At 71.5% G+C, this 24,866-nt stretch carries 22 protein-coding genes and 1 pseudogene; 4 read left to right on the forward strand and 19 right to left on the reverse strand.

The window, feature by feature from the left end; all coding sequences use genetic code 11:
* Nucleotides 1–94: 94 nt before the first annotated feature.
* The 8 genes and pseudogenes from ACIQZO_RS37235 to ACIQZO_RS37270 all read right to left on the reverse strand — a co-directional run bounded on the left by ACIQZO_RS37235 (nucleotide 95) and on the right by ACIQZO_RS37270 (nucleotide 8,323).
* Nucleotides 95–1,093, reverse strand: coding sequence for a TIGR03842 family LLM class F420-dependent oxidoreductase (locus tag ACIQZO_RS37235; RefSeq protein ID WP_403635393.1), 999 nt, complete (start codon nucleotides 1,091–1,093; stop codon nucleotides 95–97).
* An 18-nt stretch (nucleotides 1,094–1,111) separates the two neighbouring features.
* Nucleotides 1,112–2,500: a dihydropyrimidinase gene (hydA, locus tag ACIQZO_RS37240; RefSeq protein WP_403635394.1), complete on the reverse strand. Its 1,389-nt coding sequence runs from the start codon at nucleotides 2,498–2,500 to the stop codon at nucleotides 1,112–1,114.
* Nucleotides 2,501–2,711: 211 nt separating this feature from the next.
* A pseudogene (locus ACIQZO_RS37245) lies at nucleotides 2,712–3,179 on the reverse strand (amidohydrolase family protein); the annotation flags it as partial.
* A gap of 9 nt (nucleotides 3,180–3,188) precedes the next feature.
* A complete protein-coding gene (locus tag ACIQZO_RS37250) occupies nucleotides 3,189–4,493 on the reverse strand; it encodes an aspartate aminotransferase family protein (RefSeq protein WP_403635395.1) in 1,305 nt (434 codons plus the stop codon).
* Nucleotides 4,490–5,332: a nitrilase-related carbon-nitrogen hydrolase gene (locus ACIQZO_RS37255; RefSeq protein ID WP_403635396.1), complete on the reverse strand. Its 843-nt coding sequence runs from the start codon at nucleotides 5,330–5,332 to the stop codon at nucleotides 4,490–4,492. The genes ACIQZO_RS37250 and ACIQZO_RS37255 overlap by 4 nt, the downstream gene beginning before the upstream one ends.
* A gap of 173 nt (nucleotides 5,333–5,505) precedes the next feature.
* Nucleotides 5,506–6,966: a hypothetical protein gene (locus ACIQZO_RS37260; protein ID WP_403635398.1), complete on the reverse strand. Its 1,461-nt coding sequence runs from the start codon at nucleotides 6,964–6,966 to the stop codon at nucleotides 5,506–5,508.
* Between the two features lie 99 nt (nucleotides 6,967–7,065).
* On the reverse strand, nucleotides 7,066–7,446 hold the full coding sequence (locus tag ACIQZO_RS37265) for a PPOX class F420-dependent oxidoreductase (protein ID WP_403635400.1): 381 nt from the start codon (nucleotides 7,444–7,446) through the stop codon (nucleotides 7,066–7,068).
* 625 nt (nucleotides 7,447–8,071) lie between these two features.
* Nucleotides 8,072–8,323: a helix-turn-helix domain-containing protein gene (locus ACIQZO_RS37270; RefSeq protein ID WP_403635402.1), complete on the reverse strand. Its 252-nt coding sequence runs from the start codon at nucleotides 8,321–8,323 to the stop codon at nucleotides 8,072–8,074.
* 64 nt (nucleotides 8,324–8,387) lie between these two features.
* Between ACIQZO_RS37270 and map the strand changes: the two genes are divergently transcribed.
* Complete coding sequence (gene map / locus ACIQZO_RS37275) at nucleotides 8,388–9,155, forward strand: type I methionyl aminopeptidase (protein WP_403635404.1); 768 nt, start codon at nucleotides 8,388–8,390, stop codon at nucleotides 9,153–9,155.
* 21 nt (nucleotides 9,156–9,176) lie between these two features.
* Here the strand turns inward: map and ggt are convergent, their stop codons facing one another.
* Nucleotides 9,177–10,976: a gamma-glutamyltransferase gene (gene ggt / locus ACIQZO_RS37280; RefSeq protein ID WP_403635405.1), complete on the reverse strand. Its 1,800-nt coding sequence runs from the start codon at nucleotides 10,974–10,976 to the stop codon at nucleotides 9,177–9,179.
* 101 nt (nucleotides 10,977–11,077) lie between these two features.
* Between ggt and ACIQZO_RS37285 the strand changes: the two genes are divergently transcribed.
* A complete protein-coding gene (locus tag ACIQZO_RS37285) occupies nucleotides 11,078–11,803 on the forward strand; it encodes a hypothetical protein (protein WP_403635407.1) in 726 nt (241 codons plus the stop codon).
* Here ACIQZO_RS37285 and ACIQZO_RS37290 read toward each other — a convergent pair.
* From ACIQZO_RS37290 to ACIQZO_RS37315, 6 genes are all read right to left on the reverse strand, one after another.
* Nucleotides 11,763–13,022 carry a cytochrome P450 gene (locus ACIQZO_RS37290; protein WP_403635409.1) on the reverse strand — a complete coding sequence of 420 codons (1,260 nt, stop codon included), beginning with the start codon at nucleotides 13,020–13,022 and terminating at the stop codon, nucleotides 11,763–11,765. The genes ACIQZO_RS37285 and ACIQZO_RS37290 overlap by 41 nt on opposite strands.
* 113 nt (nucleotides 13,023–13,135) lie before the next feature.
* Nucleotides 13,136–13,675, reverse strand: coding sequence for a GerMN domain-containing protein (locus ACIQZO_RS37295; RefSeq protein ID WP_403635411.1), 540 nt, complete (start codon nucleotides 13,673–13,675; stop codon nucleotides 13,136–13,138).
* A complete protein-coding gene (locus tag ACIQZO_RS37300; protein ID WP_403635412.1) occupies nucleotides 13,672–15,117 on the reverse strand; it encodes an ATP-binding protein in 1,446 nt (481 codons plus the stop codon). The genes ACIQZO_RS37295 and ACIQZO_RS37300 overlap by 4 nt, the downstream gene beginning before the upstream one ends.
* Before the next feature lie 6 nt (nucleotides 15,118–15,123).
* The gene (locus tag ACIQZO_RS37305; protein WP_403635414.1) at nucleotides 15,124–15,807 is read right to left on the reverse strand and encodes a response regulator; all 684 of its coding nucleotides are present in this window, start codon (nucleotides 15,805–15,807) and stop codon (nucleotides 15,124–15,126) included.
* 42 nt (nucleotides 15,808–15,849) lie between these two features.
* Entirely contained in the window at nucleotides 15,850–17,538 is a 1,689-nt protein-coding gene (gene murJ, locus ACIQZO_RS37310; protein WP_403635462.1) for a murein biosynthesis integral membrane protein MurJ, read from the reverse strand.
* Between the two features lie 29 nt (nucleotides 17,539–17,567).
* Nucleotides 17,568–18,743 (reverse strand): lipid II:glycine glycyltransferase FemX, encoded by a 1,176-nt coding sequence (locus ACIQZO_RS37315; RefSeq protein ID WP_403635416.1) that lies wholly within the window; start codon nucleotides 18,741–18,743, stop codon nucleotides 17,568–17,570.
* Between the two features lie 247 nt (nucleotides 18,744–18,990).
* On the opposite strand from ACIQZO_RS37315, the gene ACIQZO_RS37320 reads away from it, so the two are divergent.
* Nucleotides 18,991–20,160 (forward strand): Ig-like domain-containing protein, encoded by a 1,170-nt coding sequence (locus ACIQZO_RS37320; protein ID WP_403635464.1) that lies wholly within the window; start codon nucleotides 18,991–18,993, stop codon nucleotides 20,158–20,160.
* Between the two features lie 136 nt (nucleotides 20,161–20,296).
* On the forward strand, nucleotides 20,297–21,883 hold the full coding sequence (locus ACIQZO_RS37325) for a CocE/NonD family hydrolase (RefSeq protein WP_403635418.1): 1,587 nt from the start codon (nucleotides 20,297–20,299) through the stop codon (nucleotides 21,881–21,883).
* 87 nt (nucleotides 21,884–21,970) lie between these two features.
* Here the strand turns inward: ACIQZO_RS37325 and ACIQZO_RS37330 are convergent, their stop codons facing one another.
* The 4 genes from ACIQZO_RS37330 to ACIQZO_RS37345 form a co-directional block, all read right to left on the reverse strand.
* Entirely contained in the window at nucleotides 21,971–22,714 is a 744-nt protein-coding gene (locus ACIQZO_RS37330) for an amino acid ABC transporter ATP-binding protein (RefSeq protein WP_403635466.1), read from the reverse strand.
* A gap of 168 nt (nucleotides 22,715–22,882) precedes the next feature.
* Complete coding sequence (locus ACIQZO_RS37335; RefSeq protein WP_403635419.1) at nucleotides 22,883–23,323, reverse strand: DUF6278 family protein; 441 nt, start codon at nucleotides 23,321–23,323, stop codon at nucleotides 22,883–22,885.
* A gap of 68 nt (nucleotides 23,324–23,391) precedes the next feature.
* Nucleotides 23,392–24,174, reverse strand: coding sequence for an exodeoxyribonuclease III (locus ACIQZO_RS37340; RefSeq protein WP_403635420.1), 783 nt, complete (start codon nucleotides 24,172–24,174; stop codon nucleotides 23,392–23,394).
* Nucleotides 24,175–24,204: 30 nt separating this feature from the next.
* Nucleotides 24,205–24,837, reverse strand: coding sequence for an MBL fold metallo-hydrolase (locus tag ACIQZO_RS37345; protein ID WP_403635421.1), 633 nt, complete (start codon nucleotides 24,835–24,837; stop codon nucleotides 24,205–24,207).
* Nucleotides 24,838–24,866 lie beyond the last annotated feature (29 nt).

Here is a 24,866-nt window from a genome sequence, read left to right on the forward strand (position 1 = left end):
CCGTCCGCTGCCTGCCCCCACCCCGTCGCGATCATGCTCCGCACACGAAGGAGTCCCGGTTCGTCGAACAGGGACTCCCTTTGCCACAACGCACTCAGCCGAACGACGGGATGACGTCGGAGCCGTACGCGTCGATCGTGGCCTCCCGGGCGTCGTGCATGTTGTAGAGGGCGAACTGGTCGACGCCCAGGTCGCGCAGGGCCCGCAGCTTTTCGATGTGGGCCTCGGCCGGGCCCAGGAGGCAGAAGCGGTCGACGATCTCGTCGGGGACGAAGTCGGTGGACGGGTTCCCGGCCCGCCCGTGGTGGCTGTAGTCGTAGCCCTGGCGGGCCTTGATGTACTCGGTGAGCTCGTCGGGGACCATCGAGGAGTGCTCGCCGTAGCGGCCGACGAGGTCCGCGACGTGGTTGCCGACCATGCCGCCGAACCAGCGGCACTGGTCGCGGGCGTGCGCGAGGTCCTCGCTCACGTACGCGGGGGCCGCCACGCAGATGGTGATCTCCGCCGGGTCGCGGCCGGCCGCGACGGCGGCCTCGCGCACCGACTTGACCATCCACTCGGTGAGGTAGAGGTCGGCGAGCTGGAGGATGAACCCGTCGGCCTTCTGGCCGGTGAGGGCGAGCGCCTTCGGCCCGTACGCGGCCATCCAGACGGGCAGCTTCCCGTCCTTGATCCACGGAAGCCGCAGCGGCTTGCCGTCGACCTCGGCCTCACGGCCCTCCGCCAGGTCGCGGATGACGTCGATGGCCTCGCCCAGGCGGGCCAGGGTGTTGGGGGCCCGGCCGGCGACCCGCATCGCCGAGTCGCCGCGGCCGATCCCGCAGACGGTGCGGTTGCCGTACATGTCGTTGAGGGTGGCGAAGGTGGAGGCGGTGACCTCCCAGGTGCGGGTGCCCGGGTTGGTGACCATGGGGCCGACGTGCAGATTCTGCGTGTTGGCGAGGATCTGGCTGTAGATGACGAACGGTTCCTGCCACAGCACCGCCGAGTCGAAGGTCCAGCCGTAGCGGAAGCCGTTGCGCTCGGCGCGCTTCATGAGGCTGATGACCTGGGAGGCGGGCGGGTCGGTCTGCAGGACGAGGCCGAAGTCCATGGGGCGGCTCCTTGAGCTCTACAGGTACTGGCAGGTGGAGCGGGGGACGAAGGCCCCGTGGCCGGCCCGGCCGGTGAATTCGCGCTGGTCGATGACGAGTTCGCCGCGCGAGAGCACGGTGTCGACGCGTCCGGTGATCCGCCTGCCCTCGTACGCCGAGTAGTCCACGTTCATGTGGTGCGTCTCGGCGGAGATGACCTGCTCGGCGTGCGGATCGTAGAGGACGATGTCGGCGTCGGAGCCCGGGGCGATGGTGCCCTTCTGCGGGTAGAGGCCGAACATCCGGGCCGGGCTCGCACACGCGATCTCGATCCAGCGGCGGCGGCTGATGTGCCCGTCCAGGACGGCCTGGTGGAGGAGATCCATCCGGTTCTCCACGCCCGGCAGCCCGTTGGGGATCTTCGAGAAGTCCCCGCGGCCCAGTTCCTTCTGGCCCCGGAAGCAGAACGGGCAGTGGTCGGTGGAGACCACCTGGAGGTCGTTGGTCCGCAGGCCCCGCCACAGCGCCGCCTGGTGCTCGCGGGGGCGCAGCGGGGTGGAGCAGACGTACTTGGCGCCCTGGAAGTCCGGCTCCTGGAGGTTGTCGGTGGACAGGAACAGGTACTGCGGACAGGTCTCGCCGAAGACCGGGAGGCCCTTGTCGCGGGCGGCGGCCAGCTCGGCGACCGCCTCCTCCGCCGAGACGTGGACCACGTAGAGCGGTGCGCCCGCGACCCGCGCCAGCTGGATGGCACGGTGGGTGGCCTCGGCCTCCAGCAGCACCTTGCGGACCTCGCCGTGGTGGCGGGGGTCGGTCTCCCCGCGGGCGAGGGCCTGTTCGACGAGGACGTCGATCGCGATGCCGTTCTCGGCGTGCATCATGATCAGCCCGCCGTTGGCGGCGCCGCGCTGCATCGCGCGCAGGATCTGCCCGTCATCCGAGAAAAAGACACCCGGATATGCCATAAACAGTTTAAACGAACTTACGCCTTCTTCGACGAGTTTGTCCATCTCCTTGAGCGTGTGTTCATTGACATCCGACACGATCATGTGAAAAGCGTAGTCGATCGCGCACTTGCCGTCGGCCTTGTCGTACCAGGTATCCAAGCCGGCCCGCAGTGATTGCCCTTGTGACTGCACGGCGAAATCGATGATTGTCGTCGTGCCGCCCCAAGCGGCGGCTCGCGTCCCGGTCTCGAACGTGTCCGACGCAAAGGTGCCACCGAACGGCAGCTCCATGTGCGTGTGCGCGTCCACCCCACCCGGGATCACATACTTCTGCGAGGCATCGATCACCCGATCGGCAGTCCAGTCCTGGCTGCCCGTGGTCGCCATGGCGACAACGCGGCCATCCTCGATCAGAACATCCGCGTGCAGCTCTTCGGCAGCGGTGATCATAAGGCCACCGGTAATGAGAGTTCTGGTCATACCTGAGGAATCCCTTCCCGTCGGAATGCCGGAGTCGGAGGGCCGCCGACCGGAATACTGTAATGAAGGCGGTACCCCGGTCGGCGATGGCAGCCAGCGGGATGCTGGCATCCCGCGATGCAATGCCGCGCATCGTTCACCACGTGGCGTCCATGCCCACTAGGTGGGCGAGTCGCCGTGGAAATTCCTGGTCACGCGAGCCAATGAGACTCTTGAAGGAGGTCACCCCCTCGCCGACGAGGTGGTCCATCTCCTTGAGGGTCCTCTCGTTGACGTCCGAGAGGATCATGTGGAAGGCGTAGTCGATGGCGCAGTTGCCGTCGGCCTTGGCGTACCAGGTGTCGAGCCCCTCGCGCAGGGAGTGGCCCACGCTCTGCACGGCGAAGTCGACGATGGTGGTGGTGCCGCCCCAGGCGGCGGCTCTGGTGCCGGTCTCGAAGGTGTCGGAGGCGGCGGTGCCGCCGAAGGGGAGTTCCATGTGGGTGTGCGCGTCGACCCCGCCCGGGATGACGTACTTCCCGGTGGCGTCGATCGTGCGGTCGGCCGTCCAGGCCCCGGCGGCCGCCGAGCCGTGCGCGGCCAGCGCCGCCACGCGGCCGTCCTCGATCAGGACGTCCGCGTGCACTTCGTCGGCGGCGGTGACGACGAGGCCGCCGCGGATCAGGGTGCGGATGCTCATGTGATCCCCCTACTGGGTACCGCGCAGCTGGTGAAGTGCCTGTTCGAGGATCTCGGCGCCCTCTTCCGCCTCGGCGACGGTGAGGGAGAGCGGCGGCGCGATGCGCAGCACGCTGGTGTTGTGACCGCCGCCCTTGCCGAGCAGCAGGCCGCCTTCGCGAGCGGCTTCCAGAACGGCCGCGGCCGCGTCCGGGTCGGCCTCGTCGGTGCCCGGCCTGGTGAGTTCGAGGCCTGCCATCAGGCCCCGGCCGCGGACCTCCCGTACGGCGGGCACGGTGGCGGCGATCCCGCGCAGCCGTTCCAGGAGCAGGCCGCCGACGCGCCGGGCGTTGCCCTGGAGGTCGTGCTCCAGCAGGTAGGCGAGGTTGGCGACGCCGGCCGCCATGGTGACCGGAGAGCCGCCGAAGGTGGAAATGGAGTTGGAGTCGAGGCAGTTCATCACCTCGGCGCGGGCCACCACCCCGCCGATCGACATGCCGTTGCCGATGCCCTTGGCGAAGGTGAGGATGTCCGGCGGGCCGTTCTGGGCGTGCGCCTGCCAGCCCCAGAAGTGCTCGCCGGTGCGGCCCCAGCCGGTCTGCACCTCGTCGCTGATCCACAGGATGCCGTGGCGGTCCAGCACCTCGCGGAAGGCTCCGTAGAGGCCGTCGGGCGGGGAGGTGAAGCCGCCGACTCCCTGAATGGGTTCCGCGATGAGGGCGGCCACTCCCCCGCGGGCCTGACCGAGTACGTCCTCCAGATCCGCGACGGCGGCCGCGGTGAAGGCTGCGTCGTCCAGGTGGGCGAGCGGGCCGCGGGTGCGGACGGCGCCCTGGACGTAGTACGTCTGGAGCGGCGAGAGGCTGGTCGGCGACCAGCCGCGGTTGCCGGTGATCGACACGGTGGAGAAGGACCGGCCGTGGTAGCTGTTGCGCATCGCCAGGATCTGGTTGGAGCGGCGGTACGTCGTCGCGAGCAGCAGGGCGGTGTCGTTGGCCTCGGTGCCGGACGTGGTGAAGAAGACCCGGGCGTCGGGGATGCCGGACAGGGCGGCGACCCGCTCGGCCAGCTCGATCATCGGCCGGTTGAGGTAGAGCGTGGACGAGTGGATGATCCGTCCGGCCTGCTCGGACACGGCCTTGGTGACCTCGGGCAGGGCGTGGGCGGTCATCGTGGTGAGGATGCCGCCGAAGAAGTCGAGGTAGCGGTTGCCGTCCGCGTCCCAGACGTGGCGGCCCTCGCCGTGGGTGAGCTCGATGGGGTGCTTGTAGTAGAGCGCGAGCCAGTCGGGCAGCACGGTGCGGTGGCGACTGTGGAGCGGGGTCGGGTTGGTCACGGCTGTACGAGTCCTCCGTAGGCGTCGGGACGGCGGTCGCGGTAGAAGGCCCACTGGTCGCGGACCTCCTTGATCAGGTCGAAGTCGAGGTCGCGGACGACGAGTTCCTCGTCCTTGTCGCTGGCGACCTCCCCGACGAACTGACCGCGCGGGTCGACGAAGTAGCTGGTGCCGTAGAAGTCGTTGTCGCCGTACTCCTCCTGGCCGACGCGGTTGATGGCGGCGATGAAGTACTCGTTGGCGACGGCCGAGGCGGGCTGCTCCAGCTGCCACAAGTGCGCGGACAGGCCCCGGGAGGTGGCGGACGGGTTGTAGACCAGCTGGGCTCCGGCCAGGCCCAGTTGGCGCCATCCCTCGGGGAAGTGGCGGTCGTAGCAGATGTAGACGCCGATCCGGCCGACGGCGGTGTCGAAGACGGGCCAGCCGAGGTTGCCCGGACGGAAGTAGTACTTCTCCCAGAAGCCTTTGACCTGGGGGATGTGGTGCTTGCGGTATTTGCCGAGGTAGCTGCCGTCGGCGTCGATGACGGCGGCGGTGTTGTAGTAGAAGCCCTCGCTCTCCAGCTCGAAGACCGGTACGACGATCACCATGCCGGTCTCGCGGGCGAGGTCCTGCATCCGCCGGACGGTCGGGCCGTCGGGGACCGCCTCGGCCCAGCGGTAGTGCTCGGGCTCCTGGACCTGACAGAAGTAGGGGGCGTTGAAGACTTCTTGGAAGCCGATGATCTTCGCGCCCTCGGCAGCCGCCCTGCGGGCGTACTCCTCGTGTTTCGCGATCATCGAATCGGTGTCTCCGGTCCAGGTGGCCTGGACCAGCGCGGCGCGGACGACTTGGGCCATGAGCTGCTCCTCGCGACGGGAACGCCGGGTTCTACGCACGTAGACGGTGTGCGTAGGGAGTCGAACGTAGGCCTCGTCAACGCCTGGGGCAAGAGCGCCGTGCGCGGTTGGAGTAGTCGATCACGTTACGTCGCCAGGTGATCGAATGCGGTCAGCAGACGAGCGGGATGGCACTACTGGGCACCGGCGATACCCGCCACCCGCAGCGCGTGGACCAGGTCGCGGTAGCGGGCTCCGGGCAGGGCCCGGGCCACCTGGAGCAGGCGCGGGGCGAACCACTGCGGGTCGCGCCGGGCCAGCCCCGCCGCCTCCTCCGCGGTGCGCACCCGGACGAAGGCGCCGAGCAGCGCGTCGGCCTCGCGGCTCCGGCCGGCCCCGCCGAGGGCGAGGGCGGCGTCCGCGACCTCGCCCGCGGGGCGGGCGGCTCCCTGGCGCAGCAGGGCGTCGCAGTCGGCCTCCCGGTCCGCGGCGCCGAGGGCGGCCGCGGCCGCCGCGAGCCGCTCGGGTGGGAGCGAGGCCGCCTCCCACAGCAGGGTGGCCCAGTCGGCCGCGAGGCCGGCCCGGGTCAGCTCGACGGCGAGTCCCGGCAACTGGTCGGCGGGCCGGGCCGCGGCCTCGCACAGCAGGGCGTGCGCCTCGCCGCTGCGGCCCTGCGCGCGCAGGGCGAGGAGAGCGGCGGCAACGGCCCCGGGGGCGCCGGCCGGAGGCCCTGCCGGCGACGCGGGCCGGGGCGGGGGGCGGTGCGCCGGGTGGTGGGCGGCGGGGCCGTCCGGGGTGCGGGGTTCGGGGTCCCGGCTGCCGAAGCGGGCCCCGCGCGGCGCGGGGAGCGCCCCGCCCGGACCGGAATCCGGCGCGCCGTCGCCGTCCGGGTGGCCCGGCGGCGGGGTGAAGACCGGGGCGGCGGCGGGGGCCGCCGACCCCGCGTACCGGGCGCCTCCGGCGCGGCGCGCACCGCGCAGCCACCGCCCCTCGGCCCGGCCGACCGGCTCCTCGGCCCGCGCGGGGGCCTCCTCGGCCGTGCCCCGCCCGGCGGCCGACCGGCCTGCGGAAGGTTCGGCGTACGAGGCGGCGGGCGATTCGGCATGCGAGGCGGCGGATGGCTCGACCCGCCGAACCGTCCGCTGCCGGGGTACCCCGGGCAGCCACTGCGCCCCTTCCGGCCGCTTCGGCCACAGCCCGTCGGGGCCGGCGTGCAGGGCCCGAAGCCGGGCGGCCAGGTCCTCGTGGCGGGCCGCTGCGCGGGCCACATCGTCCTGGGCCCAGGCCAGTTCCCGGGCGAGGGCGTCCGTCTCCGCCCGGTCGGTGGCCCCGGCGAGCCGTACCGTCAGGCTCCGCAGGGCGCTCTGCGCCTCGCCCCGCATGTCGATCGCCGCCGCGAGCAGGGTCCGCAGCTCCTCCTCGCCGCCCGGCAGCCGGTCCCACGCGGTGACGGCCACGGCCCGCAGCTGGGCCGCGTACACCGTCTCGCGCGTCGCGAACTCCGCGCCCCGCGCTCCGGCCAGGTCCCGCAGCAGCGATTCCACCAGGTCCCACGGGGGCATCGCCGTCCCGTCGAGACAGGCCCGCACACCGTCCGGGTCCCGGCGCAGGAACTCCCCGTACCAGCCTGCCCCGGAATCCAGCCTCTGTGTCAACCCCCGTAAATACCCGGAGAGTTGACTGATCGCCAGTGAAGTCGCGGTCTCCATGACCGCATTGGATCCCACCTGTGTTACGGGCGGGCTACGGGAGCCTCAAAGCTTGACGGCGATCGCGGTGTGCGGACGCTTGCCCCGGCGCGCCAGGGTGGCGGGCACGTCGACCAGCCAGTACTGCCAGGTGTACTTGCGCGACATCAGCTTGCGCACCCGCCGCAGCCCCGACTCGTCTAGCAGCCGGGCCTCGCCCTCGTACGCCCGGGCCCCTTCCTGGACGCGCCCTCGCACGTCGCACGCCGTGACGATGACCCGCCCGTTGTTGCGGATCCGCTTGACCTTCCACGTTTCGGTGCGCGTCCATACGTACAGCTCGCCCCCGTCGACCACGGCCCACACCGGGGTCGCCACGGGCGTGCCGTCCTTGCGGAAGGTGGTGAGACTGATGTAGCGCGCTCTGCCGAGCTCCTCGAGATCCATACCGGCACCCTAGGCGCGTCCCGTGGGCGGTGTCAGGCCGGTGGGCCTCTCCGCGGCTGACCGTCTCCCGGGCCACGAACAGCTCGTCCCGGCGATGTGCGCGGACGCGGCGAGCGCGTAGCCGACGTGCATGAGGTTGCGGCAGGTCTCCTGGGCGATGCCGTCGACGTAGGTGCCCTGGTCGAACCAGTACGCCTGACCTGAGCGGCCGTTTCGACGGCGGCGGACACACGGCCGACCTGGCGTCCATGATCTGCACGGCCTTGCGCGCGTGGGCGGTGCGGCCGTTGACCGACCGGAGCAGGGCATGCGGTCCGCTGCTGAAGGGGCAGGGCACCACATCGGCGGGGTGCGGGGTGCAGTCGAGCGACGCGTAGCGGGTCCCGGGCAGCGCCCGGTACGCCGAGAGTCAGGGTTCCCTGCCGACCGTGACCGCCTGCCTCGCCTCCCGGAGCCGGTCATGGCCGACGACGTCGCCGGGATGGCGGAAGACCACGTCACCCGCGTGCGGGCGGTCCTCGGGGACAGCGCACGCGGCGAGCAGCAGGCCGCCCGCGAGGAGGGCGCCGAGGAGGGCGAAACCGACCCGCTTGGATGCGGGCGCGGGAGGGCGGGCGTCCCGGCGTCAGGCCGGGACGAACGCGCAGCGTCGCAGTACGTCGTCCAGGGAGAGGCCGAGCGCCCCGGCAAGGGCGGCGACCGTGAAGAAGGCGGGTGTGGGCGCGCGGCCGGTCTCGATCTTGCGCAGGGTCTCGGCGGAGAGCCCGGCGCCGGCGGCGACCTCGACCATGCTGCGGCTGCCGCGGGCTTCGCGCAGCAGCGCGCCGAGCCGCTCGCCGCGCTCGCGCTCTTCGGGGGTGAGAGGGGTACGGACCATGCCCTCATCCTACCCCGCACGCCAATAACTATCCCGTCATTATTATACCGGTATAGTTATTGGCATGGTGATTCTGAAGACGGACCGAGAGATCGACGAGATGCGCGCCGCGGGCCGGGTGGTCGCCCGCGCCCTGGCCGCCGTGCGGGAGGCCGCCGACGTGGGGGTGTCCCCGCTGGACCTGGACAAGGTGGCCCACGAGGTGCTCCGCGAGGCCGGCGCCACCTCGCCCTTCCTGGGCTACCGGCCGCAGTTCGCGCCGGTGCCCTTCCCCGCCGTGCTGTGCCTCTCGGTGAACGATGCGATCGTGCACGGCATCCCCGGCGAGGACCGGCTGCGGGACGGCGACCTGGTCAGCGCCGACTTCGGGGCGCTGCTCGGCGGCTGGGCCGGGGACGCGGCGGTCAGCTTCACCGTCGGCCGGGCCCGCCCCGAGGACGTCCGGCTGATCGAGACCTCCGAGGCGGCCCTCGCCGCCGGGATCGCCGCCGCCGTGCCCGGCAACCGGATCGGCGACATCGCCCACGCCATCGGCACCACCTGCCGCGCCGCCGGGTACGGCGTCCCGGACGGCTTCGGCGGTCACGGCATCGGCCGCGCCATGCACGAGGACCCGGGCGTGCCCAACGAGGGCCCGCCGGGACGCGGTACGAAGCTGCGCCCCGGCATGGTCCTCGCCATCGAGCCGATGGTGATCGCGGGCGGTACGGACGACTACACCTGCGACCGGGACGGCTGGACCCTGCGCACGGTCGACGGCAGCCGGGCCGCGCACTCGGAGCACACGGTGGCGATCACCGCCGACGGTCCGCGGATCCTGACCGCCCTCTAGGCAGCGGTGCCGGCCGTGGTGCTACGGCCTTCCGTGCGGGTGGACCACCATCGCCGAGCCGCCGCCCCGGCGGCTGGTCTCGGCCGCCGCCAGCCAGCGGCCGTCCGGCAGCCGCTGCACACCGGTCGCGGCGCCGATCTCCGGATTCTGCCGGAAGCCCTGGCCGATCGCCTCCAGCTCCGCGCGCAGCGGGCTGTTCCACAGACCCGGCTCCAGCTCGGTGGTGGCCTGGTTGCGCTGGCTGGCCCGCGGCGCGGCGATCGCGTCGACGAGCGGCAGGCCCCGGTCCAGGTGGCCGGTCAGGGTCTGGAGCACGGTGGTGATGATGGTGGCACCGCCCGGGGAGCCCACCGCGAGCACCGGTCGGCCGTCCTCCAGCACGATGGTCGGGGCCATCGAGGAGCGCGGCCGCTTGCCGGGACCGGGCAGATTCGGGTCGGGGACGCCGGGTGCGGCCGGGGCGAAGGAGAAGTCGGTGAGCTCGTTGTTGAGCAGGAAGCCGCGTCCCGGCACGGTGATCGCGCTGCCGCCGGTGGACTCGATGGTCAGGGTGTAGGACACCACGTTGCCCCAGCGGTCCGCGGCCGTCAGGTGCGTGGTGTTCTCCCCCTCGTAGGTGGTCGGGGCGGCTTTGCCGGTGGTGGCGCAGGGCGCCGGGTTGCGCGGGTCACCGGGGGCGAGCGGGCTGGTCAGCGTGCGGTCCGGCGCGATCAGGCAGGCGCGCGCGTCGGCGAAGCGCTGGGACAGCAGCTCGCGCGTCGGTACCCTCACCGCCGCCGGGTCGCCGACCCAGCGGCCTCGGTCGGCGAAGGAGATCCGCGAGGCTTCGATGAAGCGGTGCAGGTACTGCGTCTCGGACAGCTTCGAGAGGTCGGTCCGCTCCAGGATGTTCAGGGCCTCGCCGACGGTGGTGCCGCCCGAGGAGGACGGCGCCATGCTGTAGACGTCCAGGCCGCGGTAGCCCACCCGGGTCGGGTCCTGCCGTTTGGTGGCGTACGCGCGCAGGTCACCGGTGGTCAGGTCGCCGGCGCGGACCTTGCGGGTGGCCGCCGGGTCCACCGGGGGCGTGCGCACGGCCCGGACGATGTCCTCGGCGAGGGGGCCCCGGTAGAGCGCGCCGGTTCCCTTGCGGCCGAGTTCGGCGTAGGTCGCGGCCAGGTCGGGGTTCTTGAAGGTGGAGCCGACCACCGGCAGGGCGCCGCCGGGCAGGAAGAGCTTCGAGGTGGCCGGGAAGTCCTTGAAGCGGTCCTGGTTGAGCTCGGTCTGCGCCCGGAAGGTGCTGTCCACCGTGAAGCCGTCGCGGGCCAGTTTCTCGGCCGGCTTCAGCAGTTTGTCGAGCGGGCGGGAGCCCCAGGCGTCCAGGGCGCTCTTCCAGGTGGCGGGGGTGCCGGGGACGCCCACGCCGAGTCCGCTGGTCTGGCCCTCCGCGAAGGGGATCGGGAGGCCGTTCTCCTGGAACAGGGTCTCGGTGGCCGTGGCGGGGGCGCTCTCGCGCCCGTCGATGGTGTGCACCCGGCGCGTGCGCGCGTCGTAGTAGACGAAGTAGCCGCCTCCGCCGATGCCCGCCGAGTAGGGCTCGGTCACTCCGAGCGCGGCGGCGGTGGCGATCGCCGCGTCCACCGCGTTGCCGCCGGAGCGCAGGACGGCGATGCCCGCGGCGGAGGCGTCGACGTCGACGCTGGCGACCGCGCCGCCGTGGCCGACGGCGACCGGCACCTTGGCCGGTGGGGTCTTCGGGGTGGGAGGGGCCGCGGCCCCGGTGGAGACGAGCGCTCCGGCAAGGGCGACGAGCGCTAACTGACGTGCGGCGGGACCACGCATCCGGTTCCTCCAGTCGACGGCCGGTCAGGCCTGGCCCGCGCAGCGTAACTTCACCGCACCCCCCGCGTCAGGAAGGCCGGAGGGCCGCTACCATCCGCCGCATGAACGACGACGTGCGCAACATCGTGCTCGGGGTGATAGCCACCGCCCTGAGCGGCGGGTTCGGCTGGTTCTCCCGGACCTATCTGTGGCGCCGCACGCTGCGCCGCAAGCAGGTGTTCTTCGGCCTGCCGACCGGCTCGGACTGCCTGTTCGTGGTCAACCGGCAGATGGGCGGCAAGGAATCGTCGGTGCACCGCAACGACGCCTTCGCGCTGCTGGAGATCTCCGCGCTGATCAAGGACTGCGGGGCGAACGTCCAGATCGTCACGCACGACGAGGCGCGTCAGGGCTTCGGCGAGCGCGCCGAGTTCTGCGTCGGCGGCCCGACGTCCAACACCCGTACGGTCGCGCACCTGGCCTCGATGCTGCCGGGGGTTCAGGTCAACACCGACAGCCAGGAGCACGAGGACCGGGGCGCGATCCAGGTGGGCGGTGAGAGCTACCGGTGGGTCAAGGAGCGGGTCGAACACGTGGTGCTGGCCAGGCTGGCGGGCGGGGAGGGCGGCCGGCCGGTGTTCCTGCTGTCCGGGCAGACCGCGGTCAGCAACCAGGCCGCCGCCCGCTATCTGGCCCGCAACCACAAGCAGCTGGCCCGCAAGTACGGTACGGAAGCCTTCTGCCTGGTCCTGAAGGTGGTCAACTCCCAGGCCTACGGCCCCGATGTGACCGAGCTCGTCGCCGATGTCACCCGGGCCGCCCTGACACCCGTAGTGGCAGCCGCGTGATCCCGTTGATGAAGTTGGACACCAACCGGCGCGGCGGGCCCGCCAGTTCCGGTGCGGGCATGGCCGCGCACCACTCCTCGTAGAGGACGCGCAGCTGGAGCCTGGCGAAGTGGGCGCCGAGGCAGACGTGCGGGCCGTCCCCGAAGGAAACGTGCGGGTTGGGCGTGCGGGCCAGGTCCAGGCGGTGGGGGTCGGCGAAGACGCGCTCGTCGTGGTTGGCGGAGGCGTGGAAGACCACCACCTTGTCCCCGGCGCGGATGGCCTGCCCGGCCAGTTCGGTGTCGACGGCGGCCGTGCGGCGGAAGCTGAGCACCGGAGGGTGGACGCGCAGGAGTTCGTCGACGGCCCGCTCCATCGGGACGGTTCCCGCGGCGAGCCGGCGGTAGGAGTCCTGGTCCCCCGCCAGAGCGAGCAGGCCGCCGGGGGCCGCACTGCGCACGGTGTCGTTGCCCGCGACGGTGAGCAGGAAGAAGAACATCTCCAGTTCGGCCGGGGCGAGTCCGGCCTGGGCGAGGGAGGTCATCACGTCGTCGCCGGGGTGCTCGCGCTTGTGGGCGGCCAGGTCCCGGGCGTACGCGAACATCTCGCCGAGCAGGGCCGGGGAGCGCGGGTTGAGCGGTCTGCCGTCCGGGCCGAGGACCGGGGCCGGGGCGTCGTCGGGGTCCTGGTAGCCGATGATCCGTACGGTCCACTCCAGCAGCAGGGCCCGGTCGGCGGCCGGGACGCCCAGCAGGTCGGTGAGGTTCAGCAGCGCGTACTCGTCGGTGACGGTGCGCACGAGGTCGGCGGCGCCGTCCTCGGCGCCCTCCCGGGCGGCGGCGAGCAGGGTGCGGGCGCGCTCCCGCACCCGCCCGGCGAAGGCGTCGACGCGGGCGGGGGTGAAGGCCCGGGAGACGAGCCGCCGCAGCGTGCCGTGCTCCGGTGGGTCCTGGTTGAGCATCGTGCGGCGCAGGAACGGCAGGTCGGCCGGGTCGGGGTCGCGGATCTGGGTGGCGCCCACCCAGGAGGAGTACGTCGTGTGGTCGCGCAGGACCCGTACGACGTCGGCGTGCCGGGTGACCGCCCAGAAGCCGGGCCCGGCGGGCCAGCCCTGGATCTCGGGCTCGGCCTGCCGGGCCACGGGGTGCCGCTCGCGCAGCAGCCGGTAGCGCTCGTGCGGGATGCCGGAGGCGTAGATACGGGGGTCGAAGACGTCGGGGACGTCCGCGGCGTGATCCATGGGGTCACCGTGACGGGTGTGCGGCCCCGCCCGCAAGAGCACGGCCGACCCCGCGTGCCGCCCGCGGCCCGCCTCACCGGTTCAGCGGTTCAGCGGTTCAGCGGTTCAGCGGTTCAGCGGTTCAGGTCGCACTCGTCGGAGGGAAGCGTGGTGTCGGTGCCCTGGAGGACGACGGGGCTGAGGGTGTCCGGGACGGCGGAGACGCCGACGGTGCACACCAGCTGCTTGCGGGCCAGCGGCGACAGGTCGCCCACGGCGAACGGCACACGGACCGTCATCCCCCGCTCCTGCGCGTACGGACTCACCGTCACCGCGTCCGACTTCCCCCCGGGCAGCCGGGGCAGCGCCGTCGTGAGACCGGCTTCCCCGGCCCGGCCGATGGGGCCGTCCAGCAGCAGGCGCACGAGCGCCGCGGGCGCGATGGTGTAGCCGTCGAACAGGGTGAAGGGAGCCGGGACGAGCCGGTCGCCCTCCTTGGAGATGAAGTAGAGGACGGTGCTCTTGCCGGCGCCGGGGACCTTGATGTTCGCAGCGTGGCCGCTCTCGATCACCCCGGTGCGCTTGATCCCGCAGCCGCCGAGCAGCAGGGCGCAGCCCGCCAGCACCGCCGTCGCCGCGGCGGCGGCCCGGTATCTCGTTCTCCGCCGTGTCATACGCGGGCCTCCAGCGGCATGTCGAGGGTGAAGACGGCTCCCCCGGACGGCCCGTTGCCCGCGAGGAGGGTGCCGCCGTGCAGGCGGACGTTCTCCAGGGTGATGGCGAGGCCGAGACCGCTGCCGGCGGAACGGGTGCGGGCCGCGTCGGCCTTGAAGAAGCGGTCGAAGATGTGCGGCAGCACCTCGGGGGCGATGCCGGGGCCGCTGTCGGCGACGTCGATCAGCAGCCGTTCGCCGCCCTGGCCCGGTGCGGTCCGCACGGTGACGCGTACGGGCGCGCCGCCGTGCCGCAGGGCGTTGCCGACGAGGTTGGCGAGGATCACGTCGAAGCGGCGCGGGTCGAGCCGGGCGCGCACCCCGTCCGGGAGTTCGGTGACGACGCGGTCGTCGACCCAGTGGCGGCGCTCCAGGGTCTTGCGCACGGCTTCGGCGATGTCCACGTCGTCGAGGTTGAGCTCGGCGGCCCGGGCGTCGAAGCGGGAGATCTCCATCAGGTCCTCGACGAGGACGGCGAGCTTGCCCGTCTCGGCGCTTACCAGGCGCAGGGCTTTCGCGGTGTCGGCGTCGAGCCGCTCGGCGTCCTCGTCGAGGACCTCGGTGACGGCGAGCATCCCGGCCAGCGGGGTGCGCAGTTCGTGGGAGACGTCGGAGGCGAAGCGGCGGGCGCGGGTCTCCGCGTCCTGGAGCTCGCGCACGGACTGCTCCAGCGCGCGGGCCGTCTCGTTGAAGGTGCGGGCGAGTCCGGCGAGTTCGTCGGCGCCCCGGACCTCGATACGGGTGTCGAGGCGGCCGCTGCCCAGCCGCTGGGCGGCCCGGCGCATGTCGCGGACCGGGCGCAGCACGCTGCGGGCGGCCAGCAGCGCGGGCACGATCGCGATGGCCAGGCCCGGGACGGCGCCCTGCTTGGCGGCGTCGACCATGGCCTCGACGGTCTGCTTCTCCGTGGAGAGCGGGACGCTCGCGAAGAAGACGACCCCGGTGGATTCCTTGAATCCGTTGTGCTCGAAGACGGCGGGGACGCCGATGGTGAGCCACGAGTTGCCGCGCGCGTCCTCGACCCGCTGGAAGGCGGTGTAGTCGTTGCGGCGGACGTTCTGGCGCAGGTTGTCGGTGATCACGCCGGAGGTGGGTGTGCCCGGGTTGGTGGAGACGCGCAGGCTGCCGTACTCGCCGAAGACGATCCACGGGTGCGGTTTGCCGCGCTTGCCGAGTTCGATGACGATGCGCTGGAGCTCCGCCTGGTCCAGCGGGAGGCGTATCTCCTGCTGCTCGACCTGGTCCCGCAGGGTGCTGACGGCGGTGTCCTGGGTCTGCTTGAGGATCGCGTTGCGCGCCTGCTGGTAGGTGAGGGCGGCGGTGGTCACCGCGCTGATGGCGGCGACCAGCAGGAAGGCGGCGATCAGCCGGGTGCGCAGGCCCAGCGGGGCTATGCGTCGCACCCGGGCCTACAGGGGCCCGAAGCGGTAGCCGAAGCCGCGCACGGTCTGTATGTAGCGGGGGCTCGCCTCGGGGTCCTCGACCTTGGTGCGCAGCCGGCGGACGCAGGCGTCCACCAGCCGGGCGTCGGCGTGGTAGCTGTGGTCCCAGACGTACTCGAGGAGCTGCTGGCGGGAGAAGACCTGCTCGGGCGAGGCCGACAGGTGCAGCAGGAGCTTGATCTCGCTGGGGGCCAGCGGCACGCGTTCGCCGTTCTTGGCGACGCTCAGCCCGGCGCGGTCGATGGTCAGCTCGCCGTGGTGCTCGAGCCCGGGGCGGGCGCCCACCGGGTCGCTGAGCCGGCGCAGCACGGCCTTGATGCGGGCCTCGATGACCTCGGTGCGGGCGGGTTTGACGATGTAGTCGTCGGCGCCGGCCTCCAGGCCGACGACGATGTCGAAGTCGTCGCCGCGTGCGGTGAGCATGATGATCGGTACCTGACTGTTCTCGCGGATGCGGCGGCAGACCTGAACGCCGTTGATCCCCGGCAGCATCAGGTCGAGCAGGACGAGCTCGGGCCGGAAGCCGCCCATCAGGGCGAGCCCCTCCTCGCCGGTCTCGGCGGAACTCACCTCGTGGCCGCGGCGGCGCAGGCCGAGGCCCACTCCTTCCCGGATGGAAGGGTCGTCCTCGATCAGCAGTACGCGTGGCATCCGGTCAGTATCCCAGGGTGGTGCGTGGCGCCTTGCCCCCCGCTACCGGCCGGTCTTGCGCCGCAGGGAGTCCAGCAGGTCGGTGATCTCCGTCAGGCGCAAGGGCCCGGCGAGGAGTACGACGACCAGCGCCAGTGCGACGGTTCCCGCACCGACCGCGGCGAAGTTGCCGAAGGGGTCGGCGGCGCGGGCGGCGGCGTACCCGGCGACGGCCGCCGGGGCGCAGGCGGCCAGCAGCCGGAGGTGGGTCCGTACTGCACTCGCGCGCCGTTCGGTACGGGTCCCCGTGCGCGGGCCGAGCCTGCGGCCGAGGGTGTGGGCGGTGACGGCGGCGCCCGCGAGGAAGGCGACGGAGGAGGCGGCGGCCATGCCGGTGACCGCCCAGCGCGGGGACAGCAGGAAGTACGCGGCGGCGGACAGAGCGGCGTTGAGCCCGGCGATGACCAGGTTCAGGAAGAAGGGGGTCCGGGTGTCGGAGAGGGCGTAGAAGCCGCGCGAGAGGACGTACTGCGCGGAGAAGGCGATCAGGCCGGGTGCGAAGGCGACGAGCATGCCCGCCATGACCTCGATGTCGGCGGCGCCGGTGCGGCCGTACTCGAAGACGCTGCCCATCACCCAGGGGGCGAGGGCCGCGAACAGCGCGGCGGCCGGCACGACGAGGGCGGCGCTGGAGCGCAGGGCGTAGGAGACGTCGCGGCGCACGGCGGCGAGGTCGCCCTCGGTGGCGGCCGAGCTCATCCGGGGCATCAGGGCGGTCACGAGGGAGACGGTGATGATGCCCTGCGGGACGATCCACAGCTGGTAGGCGTTGCTGTAGGCGGTGTAGCCGGCGCCGCCCGCGAGGCCCGCCTCGACGGCGTGCTGCCCGGTGGTGGTGGAGAGCCGGGTGACGACCCAGTAGGCGATCTGGTTGGTGAGGACGAGCATCACCAGCCAGCCCGCGTTGCGCAGCGGGCGGCCGAGGCCGCTGCCGCGCCAGTCGAAGCGGGGGCGCCAGCGGAAGCGGGCGGCGCGCAGCGAGGGGACGAGGGCGAGGGCCTGCAGGACGATGCCGGCGGTGGTGCCGAGGCCCAGCAGCCGGGTCTCGGCGGCGGTGAGGCCGTCCGCCGCATCGTGGGAGACGTAGAGGAAGAGCCCGAAGACGCCGATGATCACCAGGTTGTTGAGGACCGGGGTCCACATCATGGCGCCGAACCGGCCGCGGGCGTTCAGCACCTGGCCGAGCAGGGTGAAGAGCCCGTAGAAGAGGATCTGCGGCAGGCAGTACCGGGCCAGGGCCACGGTGGTGCTCGCCTGGGCGCCGCTGTAGTCGGTGTACGCCGAGACGATCAGGGGCGCGGCGAGGACCGCAGCGGCGGTGAGCGCCACGAGGGCCGCGGTGCAGGCGGTGAGCAGCCGGTCGGTGTAGGCGGATCCGCCGTCGGCGTGCTCCTTGGCGGCCCGGACCAGTTCGGGGACGAAGACGGCGTTGAGCGCGCCGCCGATGAGCAGCATGTAGATGATGTTCGGGACCGTGTTGGCGACGGCGTAGCCGTCGCCGAGGAGACCGGTGCCCAGGGCCGCGACGACGACGGCGGAGCGGATGAAGCCGGTGGCGCGGGAGACGATCGAACCGGCCGCCATGAGCACACCGCTGCGCAGCACCGAGGTCTTCGCCGGCGACGCGGCGGTGGGCTGGCGCGCGGCCGCCGCGGTGGCACTGCCGGCATCGGTGTCGGTGCCCGGCCCGATCTCGGTGCCGGGCCCTGTGTCGGTGGCCGTCACCGGCGGGCCAGGTATGCCTGGAACGCCCTGTAGAGCGCCGTGTTGGCGACTCCGTCCATCGGTATCTCCCACTCTCCGAGCGTCTCGACGACCTGTCCGCCGGTGCCGAGCTTCCAGCGCAGCAGACCGTACGAACGCGCCGAGGGGTCGAGGGTGGAGGGTACCCCGCGCATGTCGTACTCCTGCGCGCCCAGGGCGTGGGCGTCGGACATCATGCGCCACTGCAGGGCGTTGCTGGGCCGTACCTCGCGCCGGTGGTCGGCGGAGGCGCCGGTCTGGTACCAGACCCGCTTGCCGGCGGTGATCATCGTGTGGGCGGCGAGGATCTCCCCCTGGTAGATGCCCAGGTAGAGCCGCATGCGGCCCGGCTCCTCCTCGTTCAGGACCCGGTACTGCTGCTCGTAGTAGGCGAGCGAGCGGCCGAGCCGGAAGCCGTCGCGCTCCTCGGTGATGCGCAGCAGCCGGTAGAACTCGGGCAGGTCCTCGAAGGTGCCGATGACCGTCTCCACGCCGGCCTTCTGGGCCTTGCGCACATTGCGCCGCCACTCCTGGTTGAGGCCGGCCCACACGTCGTCGAGGGAGCGGCCGGCCAGCGGCACGCGGAAGACGTGGCGGGGCTGTGCGTCGCCGTCGTCCTCGCCGCCGCACCGCTTCCAGCCGCGGGTGCGCAGCCGGTCGGCGAGGGCGGCGCCGACCGGGTCGACCTCGGTGGCGAGGACGTCGGATATCTGCCGGCCGGGCCCGGCACCGGCCTTGGCGGCGGCGGCGTCCCAGCGGCGGTAGGCGGGGGTGGGGCCGATGCGGGCGGCGAAGGCGCCGGCGCCGCGCAGGTGGCGCATGAGCGGGGTGAGCCAGCGGTCGATGTGCGGATCGGACCAGTCGGCGACGGGGCCCTCGGGGAGGTAGGCGAAGTATTTGCGCGTCCCCGGGAATTGCCGGTAGAGAACCAGACCGGCACCCTGAATCTCACCGTCCGGATAGTGCCATCCGACCCTTTCCGAGCGCCAGAGGTCCTTTACGCGGGCCCAGGACGGGTACTGGAGAAAGCTCGCCCCGCCGTGCCGGGAAAGGAACGCCTGGTATTCGGCGACCGACAGGGTGCGCACGCGGAGCTCCCGGTCCTGGTCGTGGTCATGGTCCTGCTGGGCGGGGTTCACGAGCAGTGCACACACGGCAGTTGTCCTTCCTGTTGGTCCTGACGGGCTCTCACAGGAGAGTCACAGCCGACCGTGACCGCTGTGCGCGGCGTTTGTGACCGGACGATGACCGTTTCGCTGCGGTCGACGTCACAAGAGAAAAGACGACTTTTTCCCCCGAATGCGGAACCTGAAGTCGAGTCGTTCGCATCCTCTTTTGCGAACGTCTCCCACCACCACTCCTGGAAAGGGCCCTTCGTTGAGCCGTATACGCCGCACCGCCATGGCGGGCACCGCGCTCCTGGCCGCCTCGCTGACCGCCTGTTCGGGCGGAGGCGGAGGCGACGGCAAGGACGGGGCCAAGGCAGAGCTGAAGCCGAAGTCGGACATGGCGATATCGGTGAACCTCACGGGCGATCAGGTCAAGGCCGGCGAGCCTGTCAAGGTGACCCTCGCCGACGGCAAGCTCGCGTTGGTGAAGGTGACGGACGGCAAGGGCGGGGAACTGCCCGGCCAGATAGCCGCCGACGGCAGGACGTGGACCTCGGAGCGCAACGCGGCTCCGGGCACGGACTACAAGGTCGAGGCGCAGAACACCGACAGCCAGAGCGCGGCCGCCCAGTTCAAGACCGGCGCCGCCGACAAGGTGAACAAGATCAAGATCAACCTGCCGAAGGGCAGCACGGTCGGCGTGGCCATGCCGATCTCGATCGTCTTCGACAACCCCGTGGCCAACAAGGCCGAGGTGGAGAAGGCCCTGAAGGTCACCACCTCGAACAGCGCCGAGGGTTCCTGGGGCTGGTTCAAGGACTACTCGGGCAGCGACCGCCTGGACTGGCGGCCCAAGGAGTACTGGAAGTCCGGCACCGAGGTGAAGGTCGACCTGAACCTGAACGGTGTGGACTCCGGCAAGGGCGGCGGGCTCTTCGCCCGCGACTACAACACCGACTTCAAGATCGGCAAGGACCGCCGGATGGAGGTCAGCCTGGACACCAAGAAGATGACGGTGTCCGAGGACGGCCAGACGGTCAAGACCATCCCGATCTCGGCCGGCACCCCCGGCGGCCAGAAGGCCTCCTGGTCCGGGAAGATGGTGCTGATGTCCAAGGAGGGCACCATCCGGATGGACTCCCAGTCGGTGGGCCTGGGCGACGCCTACGACAAGATGGTCGACTACTCGATGCGGCTGACCTGGTCGGGCATGTACGCGCACGCGGCCCCCTGGAACAGCGGCGCCTTCGGCCGCACCAACAGCAGCTCGGGCTGCGTCGGGATGAGCGACGCGAACGCCGCGGCCTTCTACGAGCAGGTGCAGGTCGGCGACCCGTTCGAGGTCGTCGGATCGGGCTCCAAGGGCAACGCGGACATCGGCAACGGCTACGGCGAGTGGAATCTGTCGTGGGACGAGTGGAAGGCCAAGAGCGCCCTGTCCGCCGCCCCGCAGAACGGCTGACGGAGGCACCGCGGCCGGTCCACCGCAATCATCCAATCGTTACCAGCGCGTAACTTACTCATGGGTTACTTTCGGTAACACCCTCCCGTTACCGTCGGGTCACTTTGACAACCCCGGCGTACGCGAGGAGCGATAGATGCAACGCACCACCACCGCCGCGGCCGTGGCGACCCTGCTGGCGGCAGCCGCCCTGGGCCTGGCCCCCCACCAGGCCCAGGCGGCTCCCGCCACCACCGTGACAGCCGCCGCCGACGCCTCGTCACAGGTGCGCTTCCACGACATCCCCGGCTCCGGCGGCATCACCCTCAAGGGCAATGTCTTCACTCCGGCCGGCGCCGAGAGCGGCCGGAAATACCCGCTGATCGTGCTGCCCACCAGTTGGGGCCTGCCGCAGATCGAATACATCGCCCAGGCAAAGAAGCTCGCCGACTCCGGCTACGTCGTGGTCAGTTACACCTCCCGCGGCTTCTGGCTCTCCGGAGGCAGCATCGAGGTGGCCAGCCCGCCGGACACCGCCGACGTCAGCGCCGTCATCGACTGGGCCCTCGCCAACTCCCCCGCCGACGCGGACCGCATCGGCCTCGGCGGCGTCTCGTACGGCGCGGGCATCAGCCTGCTGGCCTCCGCGCACGATCCGCGCGTCAAGGCCGTGGTCGCGATGAGCGGCTGGGCCGACCTCATCGAGTCCATCTACTCCGGCCGCACCCAGCACCTCCAGGCCGCCGGGATGCTCGGCGCCGCCGGATTCCTCACGGGCCGCCCCGGGCCCGAACTCCAGTCGATCCTCAGCGACTTCCTCGGCTCCCGGCTGGACCGGGAGCAGCAGATGATCGAGTGGGGACGGGGGCGCTCGGCCGCCGAGCAGGTGGACCGGATCAACGCCAACGGCGCCGCGATCATGCTCGGCAACGCCTGGGGGGACACGATCTTCCCGCCCAACCAGTACGCGAAGTTCTACGAGCGGCTGACCGGCCCCAAGCGGCTGGAGTTCCGGCCCGGTGACCATGCCACCGCCGAGGGCACCGGCCTGCTGGGGCTCCCCAACGACACCTGGACCAACGCGCACCGGTGGTTCGACCGCTACCTCAAGGGCGAGCGCAACGGCATCGACACCGAGGCCCCGGTGCAGATCAAGTCCCGTAGCGACAACGGGTACGAGGGCTACGCCGACTGGAAGTCGGTCGGCTCGGGGGGCACCGAGAAGCTCGCGCTCTCCGACAGCGAGCACCTCTTCGCGAACGTCGACTCGGGCGCCAACGGCGGGGTCATCTTCCTCTCCAGCATCCTCGACCAGTTCGTCAAGGCCCCGCCGATCGCCTCCGTCCCGCTGCTCCCCCGGGCCTTCGCCGCCGTCTGGCAGTCGGAGCGCTACGACAGTGCCCGCCGGGTCCGCGGCACGGCGAAGCTGCACACCACGCTCACCCCCACCAAGGCCGACGGCACCTTCGTCGCGTACCTCTACGACGTCGGCCCGCTCGGCATCGGCAAGCTCATCAGCAACGCCCCGTACACCTTCCACGGGAAGACACCGGGCCGGGCCTTCGGGGTGGACCTGGAGCTGTTCTCCACCGCCTACGACGTCCCAGCGGGCCACCGGCTCGCGCTGGTCGTCGACACCGTGGACCCGCTCTACATCGAGCACAACCCCATCGGCGCGCAGCTGACCTTCTCCTCACCGCGCACCGATCCCAGTTACGTGTCGGTGCCGCTGCGCGAGCAGTGATCCACGGCTGCTGCCGGGCGGGGCGCCACTCGAAGCCGACGGAGGGTGTCTCCCCTTCCCCGGCCCGGCAGCGGCTTCCGGGGACGGTCAGTGCTTGAGGATCTTGGAGAGGAAGTCCTTGGCCCGGTCGCTCTCCGGGTCGGTGAAGAACTGCTCCGGGGTGCGGTCCTCGATGATCTGCCCGTCGGCCATGAAGACCACACGGTTCGCGGCGGAGCGGGCGAAGCCCATCTCGTGGGTGACCACGACCATGGTCATGCCCTCGCGGGCGAGCTGCTGCATGACCTCCAGCACCTCATTGATCATCTCCGGGTCGAGGGCGGAGGTGGGCTCGTCGAAGAGCAGGGCCCTGGGGCTCATGGCGAGGGCGCGGGCGATGGCCACGCGCTGCTGCTGGCCGCCGGAGAGCTGGGCCGGGAACTTCGGGGCCTGGTCGGCGAGGCCGACGCGCTCCAGGAGTTCCATGGAACGCTGCTCCGCCTCGCCCCTCCGCCGCCCCCGGACCTTGACCTGCGCGAGCGAGACGTTGGCGAGGACGGTCTTGTGCGCGAAGAGGTTGAAGGACTGGAAGACCATGCCCACCTCGGCGCGCAGCCGGGCCAGCTCCTTGCCCTCGGAGGGCAGCGGCTCCCCGTCGAGCAGGATCGTGCCCGATTCGATGGTCTCCAGCCGGTTGATCGCGCGGCACAGGGTGGACTTGCCGGAGCCGGAGGGGCCGATGACCACCACCACCTCCCCGCGGCCGACGGTGAGGTTGATGTCCCGCAGTACGTGCAGTGCTCCGAAGTGCTTGTTGACGTCCCGCAGCTCGATCAACGGTTCGACGGCCATGCGCTGCCCTGCCCACTTGTCGGTCTCGGTGTCGGTCCGGGTCCAGATCTCGGCGTCGGCATCGGCGTCGGCGTCGTTCCCGGTGCGACCGCGGTCAGCGCAAACTATCCAGCGCCGGAAGGGCACTTCGCGTGCGATGCGGGCTCCGACACGCCGGGAGTCCGGGTCTCAGCCCTCGGATGCCTCCGCGTAGGCCTGGCTGAGCTCGGGGGATCCGGTCATCGCCCAGGACACCCCCGACTCGATCACGTTCAGCTCCCGGCCCGAGGCAAGCCCGATCACCGGCTGGCCGTTGGGCCACACCCGCCAGGCGGCCCCCGGAATGGTCCGGATGATCACCGTCCCGAGGTAGAAGCCGGCGTCGTTACCGAGCCAGGGCACCGCCTCGGGGTCCCGGCGCCAGCGGGGCATCAGCTGGTCCAGGGCCTCCAACGAGACCTGGGTCTCGTCGAGTTCGAGCCCGGCCGCCCGTGCCTGGACGCGCAGCATCTCGCACTCGGAGAACAACTCTGCGACACCCTCGGGGTCGTCCGCGAGGGCGGCGCCGAGTCCCGCACCCTGTTCCGTTTCGCGTCTGTTCAGCCAGTTGTCCAGGAAAGGGATGTTCATACCGCCCAGCGTGGCACCAGGATCCGCCGCTGGCCACAGGGCGCGCCTGGATCCTTCGGCACGGATGGCTACCCGAGATCCAGGTCCACGACGACGGGCGCGTGGTCGGAGGCGCCCTTGCCCTTGCGCTCCTCGCGGTCGACGTAGGAGTCGGTGACGGCCTTGGTGAAGGCCTCGTTCCCGTAGACCAGGTCGATGCGCATGCCCTTGTTCTTGGGGAAGGCGAGCATCCGGTAGTCCCAGAAGGTGTACGGACGGTCGTACTTCAGCGCGCGCGGGAACACGTCGGAGAGCCCGGCGGCCCGCAGCGCCTCCAGGGCGGCCCGCTCGGCGGGGGTGACGTGGGTGAGGCCCTCGAAGACGGCCGGGTCGTAGACGTCCTCGTCGGTCGGGGCCACGTTGAAGTCGCCGAGGACCGCGAAGGGGCGCTCGCCGGCCGCGTCGGCGGCGACGGCCGTGGTCAGGGCGCGGAACCAGTCCAGTTTGTAGCCGTAGTGGTCGTGCTCGACCTCGCGCCCGTTGGGCACGTACACCGACCAGATCCGCACGCCGCCGCAGGTCGCGGAGATCGCGCGGGGCTCCTGGACGCCTTCGTAGTCCGGGCCGCCGGGCAGGCCGAGGGCCACGTCCTCCAGGCCGACCTTGGAGAGCAGGGCCACGCCGTTCCAGCGGCCGGTGGCATTGACCGCCGCTTCGTAGCCCAGCTCGCGCAGCGCGTCGTGCGGGAACTGCTCCGCCGAGCACTTGGTCTCCTGGATGCACAGGACGTCCGTGCCGGAGCTCTCCAGCCAGGCCAGCAGCCGCGGCAGCCGGGCGGTGATGGAGTTGACGTTGTAGGTGGCGATACGCATACGTGCCAACCTACCGCCCGGCACCGACAGTCACAGTTCGGCGGAGTCCCCCGCGGTGAGTCGCCCGTGGTCGGTGCCCCCGAGGGCGCCCAGGGCGTTGTCGTAGATCGGCCGGGCGAGGTCGCAGAGGTAGGCGTCGTGGATGTCGAGGGCCCGGCGGGGCTTGACCTCGCGCAGGTAGTCGATCACCTCGGAGACCTTGTTCCAGGGGGCGTGCACCGGGACCATCAGCGTTTCGACGGGGACTCCGGGAACGGTCAGCGCGTCCCCGGGGTGGAAGAGGGAACCCTCCACGAGGAAGCCGATGTTCGTGACGCGCGGGATGTCCGGGTGGATCACCGCGTGCAGTTCCCCGTGCACCTGGACCTCGAACCCGGCCGCGGTGAAGGTGTCGCCGTGGCCGACCGTGTGCACCCGGCCCGGATAGGCGGGGGCGAGCTTCTCGGCGACGCTGCGCAGGGTCCACAGCCGGACCGCCGGATCGGCGTCGAGGGCGGCCCGCAGCCGGCCCTCCTCGAAGTGATCGGGGTGTTCGTGCGTGACCAGCAGGGCGTCCGCCCCCAGGCCCGCGTCCGGTTCGCTGAAGGCGCCCGGGTCGATGACGAGCGTGCGCCCGTCCTTCTCCAACTGGACGCAGGAATGCAGCCGCTTGGTGAGCTTCATGATCCCAGGCTAGGGCGTTTCCTGCGGGA

Origin of the sequence: Streptomyces sp. NPDC097617, assembly GCF_044761485.1 — a bacterium.
Lineage (GTDB): Bacteria > Actinomycetota > Actinomycetes > Streptomycetales > Streptomycetaceae > Streptomyces.